Source organism: Paraplanobispora takensis (assembly GCF_016863195.1).
GTDB lineage: Bacteria > Actinomycetota > Actinomycetes > Streptosporangiales > Streptosporangiaceae > Planobispora > Planobispora takensis.
Window position 1 is genome coordinate 205,788 of the sequence record NZ_BOOK01000020.1, and the last position, 16,280, is coordinate 222,067.

The 16,280-nt window shown below is 70.4% G+C and carries 13 protein-coding genes, 1 tRNA gene and 1 pseudogene; 6 read left to right on the plus strand and 9 right to left on the minus strand.

Features of this window, described 5'->3' with window-relative positions:
- Positions 1–59 precede the first annotated feature (59 nt).
- Positions 60–626 carry a TetR/AcrR family transcriptional regulator gene (locus Pta02_RS15235; RefSeq protein ID WP_203875457.1) on the minus strand — a complete coding sequence of 189 codons (567 nt, stop codon included), beginning with the start codon at positions 624–626 and terminating at the stop codon, positions 60–62.
- An 88-nt stretch (positions 627–714) separates the two neighbouring features.
- On the opposite strand from Pta02_RS15235, the gene Pta02_RS15240 reads away from it, so the two are divergent.
- The gene (locus tag Pta02_RS15240) at positions 715–1,536 is read left to right on the plus strand and encodes an alpha/beta fold hydrolase (protein ID WP_203875458.1); all 822 of its coding nucleotides are present in this window, start codon (positions 715–717) and stop codon (positions 1,534–1,536) included.
- On the opposite strand, the gene Pta02_RS15245 is transcribed toward Pta02_RS15240, so the two are convergent.
- Complete coding sequence (locus Pta02_RS15245; RefSeq protein ID WP_203875459.1) at positions 1,488–2,111, minus strand: LysE family translocator; 624 nt, start codon at positions 2,109–2,111, stop codon at positions 1,488–1,490. The genes Pta02_RS15240 and Pta02_RS15245 overlap by 49 nt on opposite strands.
- 58 nt (positions 2,112–2,169) lie before the next feature.
- On the opposite strand from Pta02_RS15245, the gene Pta02_RS41910 reads away from it, so the two are divergent.
- The gene (locus tag Pta02_RS41910) at positions 2,170–4,953 is read left to right on the plus strand and encodes a helix-turn-helix transcriptional regulator (RefSeq protein ID WP_203875460.1); all 2,784 of its coding nucleotides are present in this window, start codon (positions 2,170–2,172) and stop codon (positions 4,951–4,953) included.
- A gap of 91 nt (positions 4,954–5,044) precedes the next feature.
- On the opposite strand, the gene Pta02_RS15255 is transcribed toward Pta02_RS41910, so the two are convergent.
- Positions 5,045–5,329 carry a putative quinol monooxygenase gene (locus Pta02_RS15255; protein ID WP_203875461.1) on the minus strand — a complete coding sequence of 95 codons (285 nt, stop codon included), beginning with the start codon at positions 5,327–5,329 and terminating at the stop codon, positions 5,045–5,047.
- A 149-nt stretch (positions 5,330–5,478) separates the two neighbouring features.
- Here Pta02_RS15255 and Pta02_RS15260 point away from each other — a divergent pair, with 149 nt between their 5' ends.
- On the plus strand, positions 5,479–5,967 hold the full coding sequence (locus tag Pta02_RS15260; protein WP_203875462.1) for a hypothetical protein: 489 nt from the start codon (positions 5,479–5,481) through the stop codon (positions 5,965–5,967).
- A gap of 174 nt (positions 5,968–6,141) precedes the next feature.
- On the opposite strand, the gene Pta02_RS15265 is transcribed toward Pta02_RS15260, so the two are convergent.
- Positions 6,142–6,519, minus strand: coding sequence for a response regulator transcription factor (locus Pta02_RS15265; RefSeq protein WP_239130610.1), 378 nt, complete (start codon positions 6,517–6,519; stop codon positions 6,142–6,144).
- Positions 6,520–6,703: 184 nt separating this feature from the next.
- Between Pta02_RS15265 and Pta02_RS15270 the strand changes: the two genes are divergently transcribed.
- Entirely contained in the window at positions 6,704–7,660 is a 957-nt protein-coding gene (locus tag Pta02_RS15270; RefSeq protein WP_239130597.1) for a C40 family peptidase, read from the plus strand.
- An 81-nt stretch (positions 7,661–7,741) separates the two neighbouring features.
- Positions 7,742–7,813 (plus strand) — tRNA-Arg (locus Pta02_RS15275).
- Positions 7,814–8,071: 258 nt separating this feature from the next.
- On the opposite strand, the pseudogene Pta02_RS15280 reads toward Pta02_RS15275, so the two are convergent.
- A pseudogene (locus tag Pta02_RS15280) lies at positions 8,072–9,294 on the minus strand (IS701 family transposase).
- Between the two features lie 199 nt (positions 9,295–9,493).
- On the opposite strand from Pta02_RS15280, the gene Pta02_RS15285 reads away from it, so the two are divergent.
- A complete protein-coding gene (locus tag Pta02_RS15285; RefSeq protein WP_203875464.1) occupies positions 9,494–12,325 on the plus strand; it encodes an AfsR/SARP family transcriptional regulator in 2,832 nt (943 codons plus the stop codon).
- A gap of 35 nt (positions 12,326–12,360) precedes the next feature.
- On the opposite strand, the gene Pta02_RS15290 is transcribed toward Pta02_RS15285, so the two are convergent.
- The 4 genes from Pta02_RS15290 to Pta02_RS15305 all read right to left on the minus strand — a co-directional run bounded on the left by Pta02_RS15290 (position 12,361) and on the right by Pta02_RS15305 (position 15,812).
- Positions 12,361–12,873, minus strand: coding sequence for a S26 family signal peptidase (locus Pta02_RS15290; RefSeq protein WP_203875465.1), 513 nt, complete (start codon positions 12,871–12,873; stop codon positions 12,361–12,363).
- The gene (locus Pta02_RS15295; protein WP_203875484.1) at positions 12,870–14,672 is read right to left on the minus strand and encodes an ABC transporter ATP-binding protein; all 1,803 of its coding nucleotides are present in this window, start codon (positions 14,670–14,672) and stop codon (positions 12,870–12,872) included. Before Pta02_RS15295 ends, Pta02_RS15290 begins: the two co-directional genes overlap by 4 nt.
- 62 nt (positions 14,673–14,734) lie before the next feature.
- Positions 14,735–15,262: a thioredoxin domain-containing protein gene (locus Pta02_RS15300; RefSeq protein WP_203875466.1), complete on the minus strand. Its 528-nt coding sequence runs from the start codon at positions 15,260–15,262 to the stop codon at positions 14,735–14,737.
- Between the two features lie 10 nt (positions 15,263–15,272).
- Positions 15,273–15,812, minus strand: a complete 540-nt coding sequence (locus Pta02_RS15305) for a MauE/DoxX family redox-associated membrane protein (protein ID WP_203875467.1) — start codon at positions 15,810–15,812, stop codon at positions 15,273–15,275.
- Between the last annotated feature and the right edge of the window lie 468 nt (positions 15,813–16,280).

Below are 16,280 nucleotides of genomic sequence, written 5' to 3' on the forward strand. Positions count from 1 at the left end.
GCCGGCCTGGGCCGGGTGGCGCGGGCCGGATCGATGGCGCGGTCAGGCCGGGTGTGCGGTCAGGCCGGGTGCGCGGGCAGGGCCGCCCCGTCCAGGACGCTCCGCACCGCCTCGGCGGCGAAGCCGTCGCCGAGCGGGAGCCCGCGGAAGACCGCGCGCAGCCACACGGCGCCTCCCAGCAGGTCCATGATCAACATCGGGTCGGCGTCCTCGCGCAGTTCGCCGCGCCGCCTGGCCCGTTCGAAGACCTGCTGCTCGCGGGCCAGCCGGTCGGCGAAGAAACGCCGGGTCGCCTCGGCCAACTCGGGCTGGTGGACGGCGGCGCCGAGCGCGGCCACCGCGATCTCCGCCGACGGCGACTCCGTCAGCAACGCGGAGATCTCCCGGACCAGCGCCTCCAGGTCGCCCCGGAGGCTCCCGGTGTCCGGGGGGTCCACGGCGAGCGCGTCCGCCTCGATCAGTGCGGCGGCCAGCAGGGCGGCCTTGGACGGCCACCACCGGTAGATCGTGGTCTTGTTGACGCCCGAGCGCTCGGCCACGCCCTCGACGGTGAGGCCCTCGTATCCCCGCTCGACGAGCAGCCCGAGGGTCGCACGGAAGATCTCCTGTTCCTTGCGCGGTGCCATGGGGGAAAGAATAGCAACGCAACGGTGCGTTGTGTTCTAATCGGAAGGGGTTTTGGTCAGAGAACTTTGATCAGAGGGAGGCGCGCTCATGCTGCCGATCGTCTTCGTCCACGGGATCCGGGTCAGCGCCACGATGTGGGGCCCGGTCCTCTCGCGTCTGGACGGGTCCGCCGTCGCCGTCGACCTGCCGGGCCACGGGACCAGGCGCGGTGAGCCGTTCACGATGGAGGCGGCCACGTCGGCGGTGGCCGACGCGATCGACAGGGCCGGGGGACGGGCGCTGGTCGCCGGGCTCTCACTCGGCGGATACGTCGGGATCGCCGCGGCGGAGCGCTTCCCCGGCCGGGTGGCCGGGCTGGTGGCCATGGGATGCACGGCCTCCCCGAGCCACTATGCCGGGATATATCGGTTCATGGCCCGTCTGGCCGCGCGCAACCCCGCTCGCGCCGACCGGATCAGCGACCGCGCCCTGCGCCTGACCCTGCCGGGCCCCGCGGGGGAGGCAATGGTGGCGGGAGGCCTGTCCTGCGAGGTGATGCCCCAGGTCGTCGAGGCCGTCGCCGGGCACGACCAGCTCGCGGCGCTGGCCTCGTATCCGGGACGGGTGTGGCTGGTCAACGGGGCCCGCGACCCGTTCCGCGCCGACGAGCGCGCCTTCCTGCGCGCCTGCCGGGACGGGCGGCTGATCCTGGTCCCCCGGCGCGGGCACCTGGGGATGCTGGCCGCCCCCGGATCGCTGGCCCGGTTGGTGGGCGACCTGCGCGACCAGGCGGACCACCTCGACTCCCTTGCCGCCCGGAGCGGGCGGCGGGCGGATGCGGCGGGCGTTCGGCCCGAGCGGGTGGAGGGTACGGCAGGCGCTCAGACCGAGCGGCTGGAGAGCGCGGTCGCGACGCCGAGTCCCAGATAGATGATCCCGCTGACCCGGCCGAGCGCCTTGGCGCGGCTGCGCAGCCGCCGGCCCAGCGCGTCGGCGCCCGCGGCGTAGATCATGTCGGAGATCAGCCCGAGGAGCAGCAGCGTGCCGCCCAGGACGACGATCTGCAGCGGCACCGCCCCGGCCTCCGGGTTCACGAACTGCGGCAGGAACGCCAGGAAGAACAGGATCACCTTGGGGTTGAGCAGGTTGACGACCAGTCCCTCGGCGAAGACCTCGCGCAGCGGCTGCGGGGCGGTCTCCCGCAGACCCTCCTCCCGCCTGCCGGCGGTCAGTGCGCGGATGCCCAGATAGACCAGGTACGCCACCCCCACCCACTTGATCACATTGAACAGGGTGGCCGACCGGGCGACCACGTAGGACAGCCCGGCCGCCGCCGCGGCGATGTGCACCAGGGTTCCGGCTTCCACGCCGAGCGCGCTGGCCATTCCCGCCGCCCGCCCCTGGGACATGCCGCGGGCGGCGATGTAGAGGTGGTTCGGGCCCGGCACGAGGACCAGCGCCAGGGACGCGACCGCGAACACCAGAAAAGTCGACATCGAGACCATGGCCCCACCATAGGGACGGATTGGTCTCCGGAGAGAAGGCCAATGCCGGGCGTTCCCCATGGACCAATCGGATGACGGCGGTCCGTGGCATACTCGCCGAGTGGGGTCGCAAAAAGTACAAAGCACACTGGTCGGGCGACTGGCGGAGCTTGATCGTCTGCTGGCCGTGCTGCGCTCCGCGGGCGAGGGTCTGCCGGGAGTCGCCCTGGTGGGCGGGGACGCCGGCATCGGCAAGACCCGGCTGGTGACCGAACTGGCCGAACGGGCCAGGGCGGACGGCTTCGCCGTACTCGTCGGGCAGTGCGCCGAGCTCGGCGACGCCCTGCCGTACCTCCCGCTGGCCGACGCCCTGCGCGGCGCGGAGGGAGAGCTGCGCGCGGCGCTCGACGCGCGTCCCCTGCTGGGCCGGCTGCTGCCCGGCGTCGCCGACGCCGGGCCGGAGTCCGACTCCGCACTCACCCAGCAGCAGCTGTTCGGCTCGGTGCTCGGCTTCCTGGCGACCCAGCCGGTGCTGCTGATCCTGGAGGACCTGCACTGGGCCGACCAGTCCACCCGCGACCTGGTCGTCTTCCTCAGCCGGATGCTCCAGACCGAGCGGGTCTGCCTGGTCGGCACCTACCGCACCGACGACCTGCACCGCCGTCACCCGCTGCGCCGGGTCCTGGCCGAGCTCAAGCGCCTGCCCTCGGTGACCTCCGTCGAGCTGAGCCCGCTCGACCGCCACGAGATGGCCGACTACGTCGCCCTGCTCGGCGGGATCGACGCCCGGATGATCGGTGAGGTCGTCGACCGGGCCGAGGGGAACCCGTTCTACGCCGAGGAACTGCTGGAGGCCGCGACCGAGGGCTGCTCGATGCCCGACGGCCTGGCCAGCCTCCTGCTGTCCCGCGTCGAGCAGCTGTCCGACCCCGCCCAGCGGGTGCTGCGCGGAGCGGCGGTGGCCGGCCGGCGGGTCGACCACGACCTGCTGCGGGACGTCTCCGGCCTGGACGACCTGGCCTTCGAGGAGGCGATGCGGGAGATCGTCTCGCGCGGGCTCATCCGGCTCTCCGGCGAGTACGGCTACGCCTTCCGGCACGCCCTGCTCCAGGAGGCCGTCTACACCGACCTGCTGCCCGGCGAGCGCACCCGCCTGCACGCCGAGTTCGCCCGGCTGCTGACCGCGCGGGAGGGCGCCGCGGCCGAGCTGGCCCACCACTATCTGGCGGGACACGACCTCGCCGGGGCGCTGGCCGCCTCGGTCGAGGCCGGGCGCCGGGCCGAGCGGCTCGGCGCGCCGGCGGAGGCCCACCGCCACTTCGAGCAGGCGCTCGGCCTGTGGGACAGGGTCGCCGAACCCGAGAGCCTGGCCGGCACCGAATACGTCCGCCTCGCGCTGCGCACCGCCGCCGCGGCGGCCGACATGGGCGACAACCACCGGGCGGTCGCCCACCTGCGGGCGCTGCCGCCGTCGGCGGAGGTCTGCGAGCGGCTGGCGTACTACCTGTACGACGCGGGCGAGGAGACCGACCCGATCGCGATCGCCGAGGCGGCCGTGGCGGCGGAGCCCGAGGGCAAGCTGCTGGCCCGCGCGCTGGCCACCTTCGCCCGTACCCTGTTCTGGACCGACCGGCACGAGGAGGTCGAGCCGCTGGCCGAACGGGCCCTGAAGGTGGCCCGCGAGGTGGGGGCGCGGGACGCGGAGAAGAGCGCGCTCATCATCCTCGCCTCCTGCGCGGAGTACAGCGGGGACCGCGAGCGGGCCGAGGAGCTCCTGTCCCGGATCGTGGACCGGGAGTCGGGCAACCTGGCGATAGACCTGCGCGCCGTCTTCCACTACGCCCGCATGCAGGCCGAGCGGGGCGCCCTGGCCGAGGCCGCCGCGACCGCCGACAGCGGCATCAAACTGGCCGCGGAGACCGGCCTGTCCTGGAGCACGTACGGCACCGACCTGCGGTTCCACCGTTTCATGATCCACTACATCGCGGGGGAGTGGGAGCAGGCCCGCGCCGCCGGGTTCGGCAGGCGCGTCGGCACGATCCCGGAGGCGACCCTCTCCTCGTTCGTGCTCTTCGTCGAGGTCGCCATGGGCCTGCCCGAGGTCGAGGACCGGCTGGCCTGGCTCCGGCCGTTCTGGACGGACCTGCTGGTGGCCTACATGTCCCGGGGCCTGGCCGCCGAGCACGCCCTGTGGCGGGGAGATCCCGAGACGGCCCTGGAGCACGTCACCGCGGTCCTCGACGTCCTGGAGCGCTCCGACCCCGGCAACCTCCGCATCGCCGCGGTCGGCCTGTGGGCCCTGGCCGAACTGGGCCGTACCGACGGCGCCGACGAGATGCTCGCCCGGGCGCGGGCGACCGCCCGGGCCGGGATGGGCCGGGAGGGGCAGGGCTGGCTCCTGCGGGCCGAGGCCGAGTGGCACCGGGTCCACGGCCGGCTGGACGTCGAGGCGTGGCGCGCGGTGGTGGAGATGTTCGACTACGGGTTCGTCTACGAGGTCGCGCGCTCGCGGTGGCGGCTGGCCGAGGCGCTGCTGACGGCCGGAGACCGGGCCGGGGCGCTGGCGGAGTGGGAGCGGGCGGTCGAGGCCGCCACGTCCCTGGGGGCCGTACCGCTGTCCGGGGCCCTGGCCGAGCTCGGCCGCAGGGCGCGGTTCACCTCGGCCGAGACCGGGCTGCTGACCGGTCGCGAGCAGGAGGTGCTCGCGCTGGTGGCGGAGGGACTGGCGAACCGCGAGATCGGCGAGCGGCTGTTCATCGCCCAGAAGACGGTGAGCGTGCACGTCTCGAACATCCTGGGCAAGCTGGGGGTCTCGTCCCGCACCCAGGCTGCGGCCGTGGCCCGTAAGGAGGGGCTGATCTGAGCGGGCGCGGGCCGGGACGGCCGGATGTGGGTGGGCGGGGGAGCCGTAGTCGCCCGGATGTGTGTGGGCGGGGGAGCCGCAGTCGCCCGGATCAGGCCGGGCCGGATCCGGATATGTAATACCGGAGCACTTCGGCGTCGCGGATCATCGCCGTCTGCCCGTCGTCCGGCCCCGAGCCCCGGAAGGCGTCGAGGGCCTCCTCGGACTCCCACCTCTCGTAGACGTTGATCCGCCCCGCGTCGATCAGGTCGGCGCCGAGCGTGAAGTCGAGGCACCCGGAGGAGGCGCGCGCCTGCTCGATCACAGCGGAACAGCCCCGCAGATAGGTGTCCCGGTCATCCGGATCGACGGCGAGCCAGCCAGAAACAATGATCACGTGTTGATCGTAGGATCCGGCACCGACAGAACCGGCGCGATGCGCGTCGTACCGCTTCGAGGACTTCGAGGACTTCGAGGGTTTCGGGAACGTCCACCGGTTTTGTGATCAGCCGGTTGGGACCTATGAGGCTTTGATACATAACTGCCATGGAAATGCAGGTATGGGCTTCCCTGATCGGTGTCGTCCTGGGGGGCCTGCTGTCGTATCTGGCTCAGTTCACCACCGTGCGGCTCGCCGGGAGGAACGAGGAGAGGCGGCAGACGGCCCAGCGGGCCGAGGCCCGGCGTTCGGAGCAACTGGAACTGCTGCGCGAGTTCATTACGATCACGCAGGAAGGCATACGCATCGCCGAGGAACGCGACCAGGCTCCTGACTGGAACGCCGCCGGAACGCCCGAGTGGTTCGCGGGAGCCCGCAACGTCATCGACCGTCTCTGGGTGGCCGAGCGGATGATCCAGGTCCTGTTCCGTCCTCAGATGTACCGGCTCGCCCGGGCCTACGCGACCGCGGTCGACCACGTCCTGTGGCGACAACCGGAGCAGATCACAGCCGAGGGCTCGATGTGGGATCACCTCCGAGGTCCTCAGAACGAGTTCCTGGAGGCGGCCCGCGCGGAGATCGGCACGGGGTCCTGAGGCGCTCGGACCCGAGTGCGTCGGTATGTGGGGCGCCGGCGAGAGCGCGCCGTACCCGAGAAGACGGGACCTTGGGATCTCGGGACCTCAGGAAGAGGACGCACAGAGACCCGAATGCGCCGCCAGCCGTCGCGTGCCGTCGGCTGTCGGGCGCCGTCGGCTGCTGTGGGTCGTTCAGCTGCTGCGTGCCGACAGGGCGAGATCCCGGACGACCTGGATGAGCTCGGCGGGATCGAACGGCTTGGTGAGGTAAGCGTCCACCCCGATGCCGAGCCCCCGGCGTTTGTCGTCCTCCTGGGCGCGCGCGGTGATCAGGACGACCTTGATGTGGCTGGTGCTGTCGTCGCTGCGCAGCCGGGTGGCGGTCATCCACCCGTCCATCCTGGGCATCATGACGTCCAGGGTGATCACGTCAGGTTTCACGTCCAGCACCCGATCCAGGCAATTCTGCCCGTCGAAGGCGGTATCCACCTGAAATCCTTCCAAACTCAGGTTGACCGCGATGAGTTGCCGGATGACCTCGTCGTCGTCCACGACCAGAACCTTGCCCAGAAGCTCTCCCACGGCCGCCAAGCTAGCCCTTTGCGGTCGATCGCGCGCGGGTTTCGGCGGATGTGTACACGGAGTTGTCCACAGCGGCCAGGTTTTCCCCAGAACCGGGTTCGGCCCCTCGGCGGTCATCCCGCCCCGCCGATCCTGAGGCCTCGATCGTCCATCGAGCCCAGGAGGCCCAAACGTGATCGTCGCCCTCATCGCCGCCACCGCCCTCGCCGCCACCGCGACGGCGACCACCGCTGCCACAGCCACCGTGGCCCTCACCGGCCCCGATGCGGCCGATCGGACATCCCGGCCCTGCTCTCGCGTGCTCGCCCACCTGTCCGACCACATCCGCATCCCCGGGCACGCACAGGCCCTGATCGCCAAGGTCTGCGAGGCCGTGCCGTCACAGATCGCCGGCCTCCTGCCCCCGCAGCGCCCCATCCGCGTCCACCAGCCCGCCGCCATCCTGACTCCGGGCCCGGAGCCCCACCCCGTCCCGAAACCGCGACCGGAACCCACAGCGGGGCACGAGCCCGTCACGGGGCCGGAACCGCGACCGGGATCCACGGCACGGCCGACTCCCGGGCCGCAGCCACAACCCGCCACGGCACCGGACGACCGGCCCGCACCGGATCCACGGAAGCCCGGATCACCGGGGAAACCCCGGACATCGCAGAAACCCGGTTCGTCGAAAGATCCCGGAGCGTCGCGGAGGCCGAAGGGGCGGTCCACACGCTCCGGACGTCCTGACCGCCGTCCCACACCCGGCCAGATCGCGGCGGCCGCCGCACTCCGCCGGATCGGCACGCCATACGTCTGGGGCGGCGGCTCCAGCAGCGGACCGACCCGCGGCGGCTTCGACTGCTCAGGGCTCGCCCTGCACGCCTGGTCCAAGGCGGGCGCCAAGCTCACCCACTACACCGGCTCCCAGTTCACCCAGGGCCGCCGCGTGCCCTTCTCCCAGCTCCGCCCCGGTGACCTGGTCTTCTTCGGCGGCGGCACCGGTGACCCCACCCACGTGGGCATCTACGTGAAGAACGGCGTCATGGTCCACGCCCCCAAGTCCGGCGACGTCGTCAAGACCACCGACTTCGCCGCCTCCCCCTACTACCGCGCCCTCTACCGCGGAGCCGTCCGCCCCACCCCCCGATGAAGCCCGCACCCCACCAGATCACACACTCCCCATACTGAGTGTCGGTTCCCCTCCGGATGCTGGTAATCTAGTCACTCGTTGGCCCCCTTAGCTCAGGGGATAGAGCACCGGCCTCCGGAGCCGGGAGCGCAAGTTCGAATCTTGCAGGGGGCACACGCGCAGGACCAGCGGGATCACGCCGCTGACCTGCACGAAGAACGCCAGAACGGGCGGGGCTCCAGTCTCACGGAGTCCCGCCCGTTCTCATTGGCGCTCGCTGTCTGTGGACCAGTTGCGGACCATGACTAGTAGGGCTTGGTTAGGTCGGGGCCCGCTCCCGGTTCTCGCTGGTCACCGGTCTTCGACAGGTAGGGCACCGGCCGGCCCACCACACCAACATCACCTGCAGTTCCGCAGTGATCCGGTAGGTGCTCAGGCCGGTGCTCCTGCTTTTGGGGCCAGCCGTTCGGTGGTGACGAAGGCATGCGCGATCGAGATCAAGACGACATGATGGTGCCAGCCGGGCCAGGTCCGTCCCTCGAAATGGGCCAGGCCCAGGGCCTGCTTGAGCTCACGATAATCATGTTCGACGCGCCAGCGCGCCTTGGCCGCACGCACCAGCGTCCGCAATGCACTATCGGCCGCCAGCGTGGACAGCCAGAACTTCGTCGGGGCCTTCTGCCCGGCGGGCCACTCGGCCGACAGCCAGCACACCGGCAGATCCGCATCCGGATGGGCCTGGCGGATGCGCCGCCCGGCCACACGCACCCGCAGCGCAACGAAGCAGGAGGCCAACGCCCCCCTTGGACCCGGTGCGCCAGATCACCCGGCGCCGGGCGGCGCGCCCGGCCTCACTGACGAGCCGCGCGACCGAGACCGGCGGGTCGCGATAGCGCGCCAGCGGTGGTCGCCCGGTGCCCGTCCATGGCACGGTGGTGCGCCGGGCCGCCTCGGCCAGCACCGCGGTGTCGGAGCGGATCCCGACCACGTAAGCAATGCCGCGCTCTTGCAGGCCCAGCCGGAACTCTCCGTCTTGGCCATACCCCTCATCCGCCACGACCAGGGGCGGGATCAATCCCAGCTCCGCAGCTCATCGAGCATGTCCAAGGCCAGCTGTCATTTGGGCCGGTGTCCACCTCGGGCGGAATGCGGGCCCGTTGCCGGCGCCTGCGGGCGCGGTCGGGATCGCTGCAGCCCTCTTGGGCCGGGTCCCATTCCGCAGGCAGGAACAACAGCCAATTCACCGGGGGGTGAGGCGGCCTCGGTGGCCAGATGCACGCTGGGCGCGACCTGGCAGTTGGCGGTCTTGCCCAATGCCCCGCAGTACTGGTGGGCCACGCCCGGCGAGGTGGTGCCGTCCTTGGGGAAGGAGACGTCATCGACCACCCACACGGTCGGGTGGATCAAGAGGGCGACCTTGCGCAGCACCTGCTGATGCGACCAGGGGGAGTCGGTCAGGAACTGCTGCAGCCCTTGGTGGTCCACACCCAGGCGGTGGGCCATCGGCTCCATGGACTTGCGGTGGCCGTCCATCATCAGGCCCCGCACGTAGAGTTCGCCTTTTTCTGCTGGTCAGCGCGGGTGAAGTCGGTGAACAGGTCCGTCAGGAACTCCTCCAGACGAGCCTGGACACCGCTTGGCTCGGTCGGTGTCATGGGACTCACCTCTGAAACCCACAACACCAGGATCGATCGCAGGCTTCAAGCGACCTAACCAAGCCACTAGGGGATGCCTGCCGTTGCCGGGGCAGGCGTCGTCCGTCAAGATCGATAGGGACGGGTATTGCGATCACGGTTGGATCGCCCAGTGGGAGCAGCAGGCCAGAACGCAAGAGCGATGACGCGGAGGCGGCGGATGGCAGTGGAGTTCCGGGTGCTCGGCCCCGTAGAGGCAGGCATCACCGACGACGCCGACGGCAGTGCCGGAGGCAGCCTGCTGGAACTGGGAACGGCCCGGCAGCGGTGTGTACTGGCGGTACTGCTGGCGGAGGCCAACCGACTGGTACAGACGGAGCAGTTGGTGGACCGGGTGTGGGGTGAACAGCCGCCGCAGCAGGCGCGCGGCACCCTGCGCAGCTATGTGTCCCGGCTGCGCACGGCCCTCGCCGGCGTCGGCGAGGTGACGTTGGCACGGCGCCCCGGCGGCTATCTGCTTGCCGTGGACGAGCTGGCGGTCGATGTGCATCGCTTCCGCCACCTGGCCGTCGAGGCCCGGGCGTCTGAAGGGGCGCGGGCTCTGGCACTGTGGGAGCGAACGTTGGAGCTGTGGCGTGGGGAGCCGTTCGCCGGTCTGGACAGCCCGTGGTTGTCCGAGACCCGCGCGCTCTGGGAGCACGAATGGTTCGCCGCGCAGCTCGACCGGTTCGACGCCGGGTTGCACTGTGGCAGGCATGCCGAGCTCCTCGGACAGCTGACCGCGCTGGCCCGGGCGCACCCGTTGGACGAGCGGCTGGCCAGCCAGGTGATGCTCGCGCTGTATCGCAGTGGCCGCCAAGCCGATGCGCTGGATCACTTCCGGCAGATTCGGGAACGGCTGGCGGAGGAACTGGGAACTGATCCCGGTTCAGCACTGCAACAGCTACACCGTCATATCCTGACCGCCGATCCCGCCACAGCGGGCCCGCCGACCAGCATGACGGGCGGCCGACCGTCGGTGCCCCGCCAGCTACCGGCGGCGCCCCCGCTGTTCGTGGGACGGGAGAAGGAACTGGCGGAGTTGACTGCGGCCCTGCACGCCCATGTGGAGACGGGCGCCAAGGTGGTGATCTCGGCGATCGGCGGCGGCGGGGGCATCGGCAAGACCTGGCTGGCCCTGCGCTGGGCGTACCAGCAGACGGCCCGATTCCCCGACGGGCAGTTGTACGTCAATCTGCGCGGGTTCGACCCCACCGGCCAGCCGACCACCGTGGAGACGGCGCTGCGGGGTTTCCTGGACGCCCTCGGCGCGGCTCCGGCGGAGATCCCCGCCGACACCGACACGCAGGCCACGTTGTATCGAAGCCTGGTGGCGGGCAAGCGCCTGCTCATCGTGCTGGACAACGCCCGCGACACCGGCCAAGTGGTGCCGCTGCTACCGGGCACCCCCACCTGCGCGGTGGTGATCACCAGCCGCAACGCGCTCCCCGCGCTGACCACCACGCATGGTGCCCGGCTGCTGCCGCTGGACATCCTCAACCGGGACGAGGCGCGGCGAGTGCTCACCGAACACCTGGGCGCCGAGCGAATCGCCGCCGAACCCGCCGCCGTCGACGAGCTCCTGCGGCACTGCTCGGGCCTGCCACTGGCCTTGGGGATCGTCGCGGCGCGCGCCGTCATGCACGCCACGCTGCCGCTCACCGTCGTGGCCGAGGAGCTCCAGCAGGCCGCCGGCCGACTGGACGCCCTCGATGTCGGCGAAGCCGAGCTGAGTCTGCGAACCGTCTTATCCTGGTCCCACCACGCCCTGTCTTCCGAGGCGGCCGCTCTGTTCGCACTGCTCGGGCTGGCCGTGGGAGCGGACATCAGCCGACAGGCCGTCGCCTCCCTCGCTGCTCTGCCCGTGGCACGGGTGACGACGGTGCTACGGCAACTGGAGACCGCCCATCTCGTTCTGCAGCACGCCCCGGGCCGCTACCGCATGCACGACCTCGTCCGCCTGTATGCCGCCGAACTCGCCCAGAGTCTTCCTCCCGCCCGCCGGGAGGAGGCACGCAGCCGACTGGTGGACTTCTACCTGCATACGGCGTTCACCGCGGAGCGACTGCTGGAGCAGGCTCGCAGGCCCATCGAACTCGGACGGCCGGCGCCGGGGTGTGAGCCTCACGCCCTGGGCGACGTGTCCGCGGCCTCGGCGTGGCTGGATGCCGAGCACGCCAACCTGCTGGCGGTCCAGCACCTGGCCGTCGAACATGGCTGGCACACCCCGGTGTGGCAACTGGCTTGGTGCCTGACCACCTTCCATTACCGGCGCGGCCACCACCAGGACCTCGCCATGTGGCAGGCCGGACTCACCGCCACGCAGCGCCTGGGGGATCCGGCCGCGCAAGCCTTGGCCCATCGGCTTCTCGGTGGCGCCTACTCAAAAGCGGGGATGCATGCCGAGGCCGTGTCACATTTGACACAAGCTCTCGCCCTGGCCGAACAGGCCGGGGATCTCCTCGTCCAAGCCCACAATCACTTTGCCCTGGCCACCGCCTGGGAACAGCAGGGGAACAGGCAGCAAGCGCTGACGCACGCGACCTGCGCCCTGCGCCTGAGCAGCGCTCTCGGCGACCCGGTGTGGGAAGCTCACACGCTCAACGCCGTGGGCTGGTACGAGGCCCACCTGAGCCACTACACGCCAGCGCGCGCCCATTGCGAGCGTGCCCTGGCGATCTTCGGCTGCCACGGTGACCGCACCGGTGAGGCCGCGGCGCTGAACAGCCTGGGCTTCATCGCCTTCCGCACCGGCTGCTACCACCGGGCGCTGGACTACTATCAGCGGGTTCTCAGCTTGCGCCGTGACCTGCACGACACCTACCACCAGGCCGACGTCCTGGAGTTCCTCGGTCGGACCCACCAGGCGCTGGGCGATCTCGATCGAGCCCGTTCCGCCTGGCGGCGTGCGCTGGAGTCGTACAGGACCCAGCGCCGGCTCGAGGATGCCGACCGCGTCCAGCGGTATCTGGCCGCCCTCGACGGACAGGTGCCCGCCGTCCCGGGGGAGTGATGAGGTTCCGGTACAGCAAAGCGGCATGGGCTGCATCACAGGCGGCGGATGACCACGCCGACGACGCGACTCGTGGGCAGGTAGCCGAAGTGCCGCGAGTCATAGGAGTATGCCGGGTTGTCGCCTTCGACCACGAGCCGGGCCGCCGGGACCACCTCGTCGAGCACGGGGAAGCGATCGCGGGGAACGGGGTCCCCGGGCGCCGCCGCGACCCGTTTGACCGCCCAAGGCGGAGCGGTCTCGGGATGAAGCGCCACGGAATGGGACACCCCGGAATGGAGCGTCTCTGGGTGGAGCGGCCCGGGATAGGGCGCCTCGGAACGGAGCGCGGCGGGCATGGACAGATCAGGGGCGTCGATGTAGACGACACTCTGGCCGCCTACCACGCATCCGCCGTCGCGCCTGCGGACCAGCAGCCGCTGACCGTCTCGATAGGTCGGGCTCATGCTCGCACCGTGAACGGTCACCACCACATAGCGGCCGCGCAGCCGGCCCACCATGCCGCTGGCGAAGGCGACCAGAATCGCCCCGAGGACGAGCGCCGTCATGACCGCTCCTCCAGCGCCACGAGGTCAGGCTCATCGCCGTACCCGGCGGCCTGGAGCATGAAAAGACGGGCGTAGGTCCCACCGGAGGCGACCAGGTCCCGGTGATCGCCCACCTCGGTCACCATGCCGTTTTCCAGCACGGCGATGGTGTCGGCCTCGCGGACAGTCCCCAGTCGGTGAGAGATCAGCAGGCTGGTCCGTCCCTCGCGGACGGCCCTGAGCCGGGTGTGGATCTCGTGCTCGGCCGCCGCGTCCAGCCCCGCGCTCGGCTCGTCCAGGATCATCATGTCCCGCTCTTGCCGCAGGAAAGCCCGGGCGAGTGCCAGCCGCTGCCACTGACCGCCCGAGAGCACCACACCAGTGTGGAGGTCGTCGTCGGCGACGTCACCGAAGTACATCCGCGACAGCGTTGTCTCGTAGCCACGCGGCAGCCCCTGCAACGTCTCGTGCATGCCGGCGCGGCGCGCCGCGGTTTCGATGCGCTCATCGTTTCCCAGCGCCGACAGGTCACCGAGCGCGATGTTGTCGGCCGCACTCATGTCGTAGCTGACGAAATCCTGGAACACCACGCCGAGCCGGGCACGCAGGTCCTCCACGGGCACCTCGCGCAGGTCCACGCCGTCCCACAGGATCCGGCCCCGGGTCGGGTCGTAAAACCGGCAGAGCAGCTTTACCAGAGTGCTCTTGCCGCTTCCGTTCTGACCGACCAACGCCAGCGTGGTACCGCGGTCGATGACCAGGTTCACTCCGCGCAGCACCCAGGGATGCGCGTCGCTGTAGCGGAACCAGACATCGCGCAGCTCGATTCCGCGACGCAGCGGGGGAAGCGCACGCGGGCGAGCCGGGACCGCCAGATCGGGCTCCGCGTCGGCGACGGCCAGGTAGTGGCCGAACAGCAGGAGTTGCTGATGTCCCGAGGCGAGGGCGGTGACCAGCCCGTTCACCCCGGCCTGCACGCCGCCGGAGGCGGCCACGAACATCGTCACGTCACCGACCGAGAACCTGCCCCGGGCCGCCATCAGCACCATCCACAGCAGGCCCGCACCTGACAGGGCGGTCGCCAGCAGCGTCAAAGCACCCTGCACGAGCAGTTCACGCTGGTCGAACCGGCGCTGCTCGGCATTTGCCGCCCGTGTCTCACGGTTCATCCTCTCGCGCAGGAAGGCGCCCACCCCGAACAGGCGGATCTCCTTGGCGGTGTCGACCGTACTGAGCAGGTTGACGTAGAACAGCTCCCTGCGCATGACCGAGTTGACCTTCCACATGACCGACGCGCGCCGGTGGGACAGCCGGCGCTCGACCAGGAAGGCGGGCACACCGGCCATGACCACACAGGCGGTGAACCACGGGCTGATCACCGCCAGCGAACCGATGAATCCGACCATGGTCACCGTGGAGCGCACGGCCTGGAATGACGCCTCGATGGCGGGCAGGGTCGCCGACGCGCTCTGCTGGGCCAGGCGCAGCCGGTCGAGAAAGACGGGGTCTTCGAACCTGCCGAGCCCTTTGAAGGTCTCCACGGCTGCGAACAGCCGGTCCTTGGCCTGAAGGCCCGACCGCCTGCCCATCTCGGCCAGCAGGTAGCCGCCCGCCTGCGGGAGGACCCCGCCCACCACTCCCAGGGCTGCCGCCCCCACAACCAGCCCCACGACGGGACCGGGCATGCCCGTCTGGGTCAGCCGGTCGAGAACGAGCTTGATCGACCAGGCCAGGGCCACGGGGCACACGGCGCCGATCACCGTGGTGATCAGGTAGCCGAGGAACGGCAGCGGCGCCGCCGTACAGACCAGCGACATCATGCGCACGGCGGCCCCCGTCAACGCCCGCGCGCCATGCCGTACGTCTGGATCCACGCTCCCCCTCACGACCGGCTGGCCGTCGGCAGATGGGCGAGATCCAGCGAAGCCGAGCGCACCGCGCCATCGGAGACGACACAGAAGGCGGGGAAGGCAGAGACGCCGAACAGCTCACGCAGCGACTCGCCTCTCGTCTCGACCACGACCTGCGCCACCGGACTGAGCATCTCCACCAGGTCGGAGACGTCTGACACCTGGCCGTCGATCACTGCTAGAACACGCTCGCGGTCGGCTCCCCGCGCCCACCGGACCACCTCCGGCAGGCGCTCCCGGCAGGTCGTGCACTCGGGAGCCAGGAATATCACGACCGTGCCGTCGAGGAGCCGGTCGTTCGAGAGCCGCCGACCGTCGGCGGTGGTCACGGTGAACGGTCCGATCTCGTGACCCGGGACGGGTAGGGACGAGCCGAGGTCCCATGGCTGGGGCTGGGCACCTCCGGGCTGCCGGAGCCGTCGGATGATGCCGAAGGTGAGGAACAGGTTGAGCAGGCACATCACGCCTACCAGGGCAGTGAAGACCGCGAGAGTAGTCAACGAAATCACCTCATCGAGTCGTAGGGGTCGCGAAGAGCCCGACGATGTCGTCAAGCCGGCTGGTCACCATCGCCGCCACGGCCGCCGCCATGATCACTACGGCCAGGCCGGCCGGATCGCTTTCCGGCTCGTACGGCAGCGCCAATCCGGCCACAGTCGCGGTGAGCAGCGCGGCGTTGCGGAACAGATGCCGCTTTCCCAGGGGCGTGGCCGAACCGCCGAAGCACCGGCACGGCGCCCGTACACCCCGACGCAGGGCGAATGCGATCGCGGCGGTGAAGAGCGTCAGCAGGAGCGAGGAGGCGGCCAGCCCGAGCGGCCACCAGGGCGACACCACGACAAATGGGCAGATCGCCGTTTCGGCCGCGAGAACCGTCGAGGCGACGGCCCGCAGACCGCGCCTGCCGAGTCGCAACCGGGGCAGTGCCGCCTCCAGAAGCGAGCGCGTCGCCCGCACGAACTCTTCGAACTCCCGGATCTTGCTCGCGGCTGACAGCGCGAAAACGATCCCGATGAAAAGACGGCAGAAGAGCGGGACGTAGTTCAGCACGGGACTCCCTACGGTGCGGCGTCACCCATGGATCCCCCGTGGGTGACGCCGCACCGTTCGTCAGCAGTAACCGGACACGTAGCAGTTGGTGCAGGAGTTTCCGCGATCGGTGTCGTACCTCATCACGAGCCTGACGTACCTGCGGTAGGAGTCACTCCAGACGCATCCGCAAACACGCCAACCGCCACAGGCGGCACTGGCGTTCTCTTCCGGGAGGACCTGCGCGAGCAGGCGGTCGCTGAGCCGACTGACTGCCTTGATCATGTCTTCCTCCATCGAGGGGGTGGCTGGCCCCGGTGGCCAGCGGGAGGAGACTATGACTTGCGGCGTTGAAAGATCGTTGAGGATGTGTTGACGAGCAGCGTAAGCCAGCACGATCCCACCGAGCCGTGTCTCGGGCCGAAAGCCACGTTCAAGATCTCCAGAACCCTCTGTAGAGGGGTTCCCCCTTCGCCGCAAGCCCTAGTT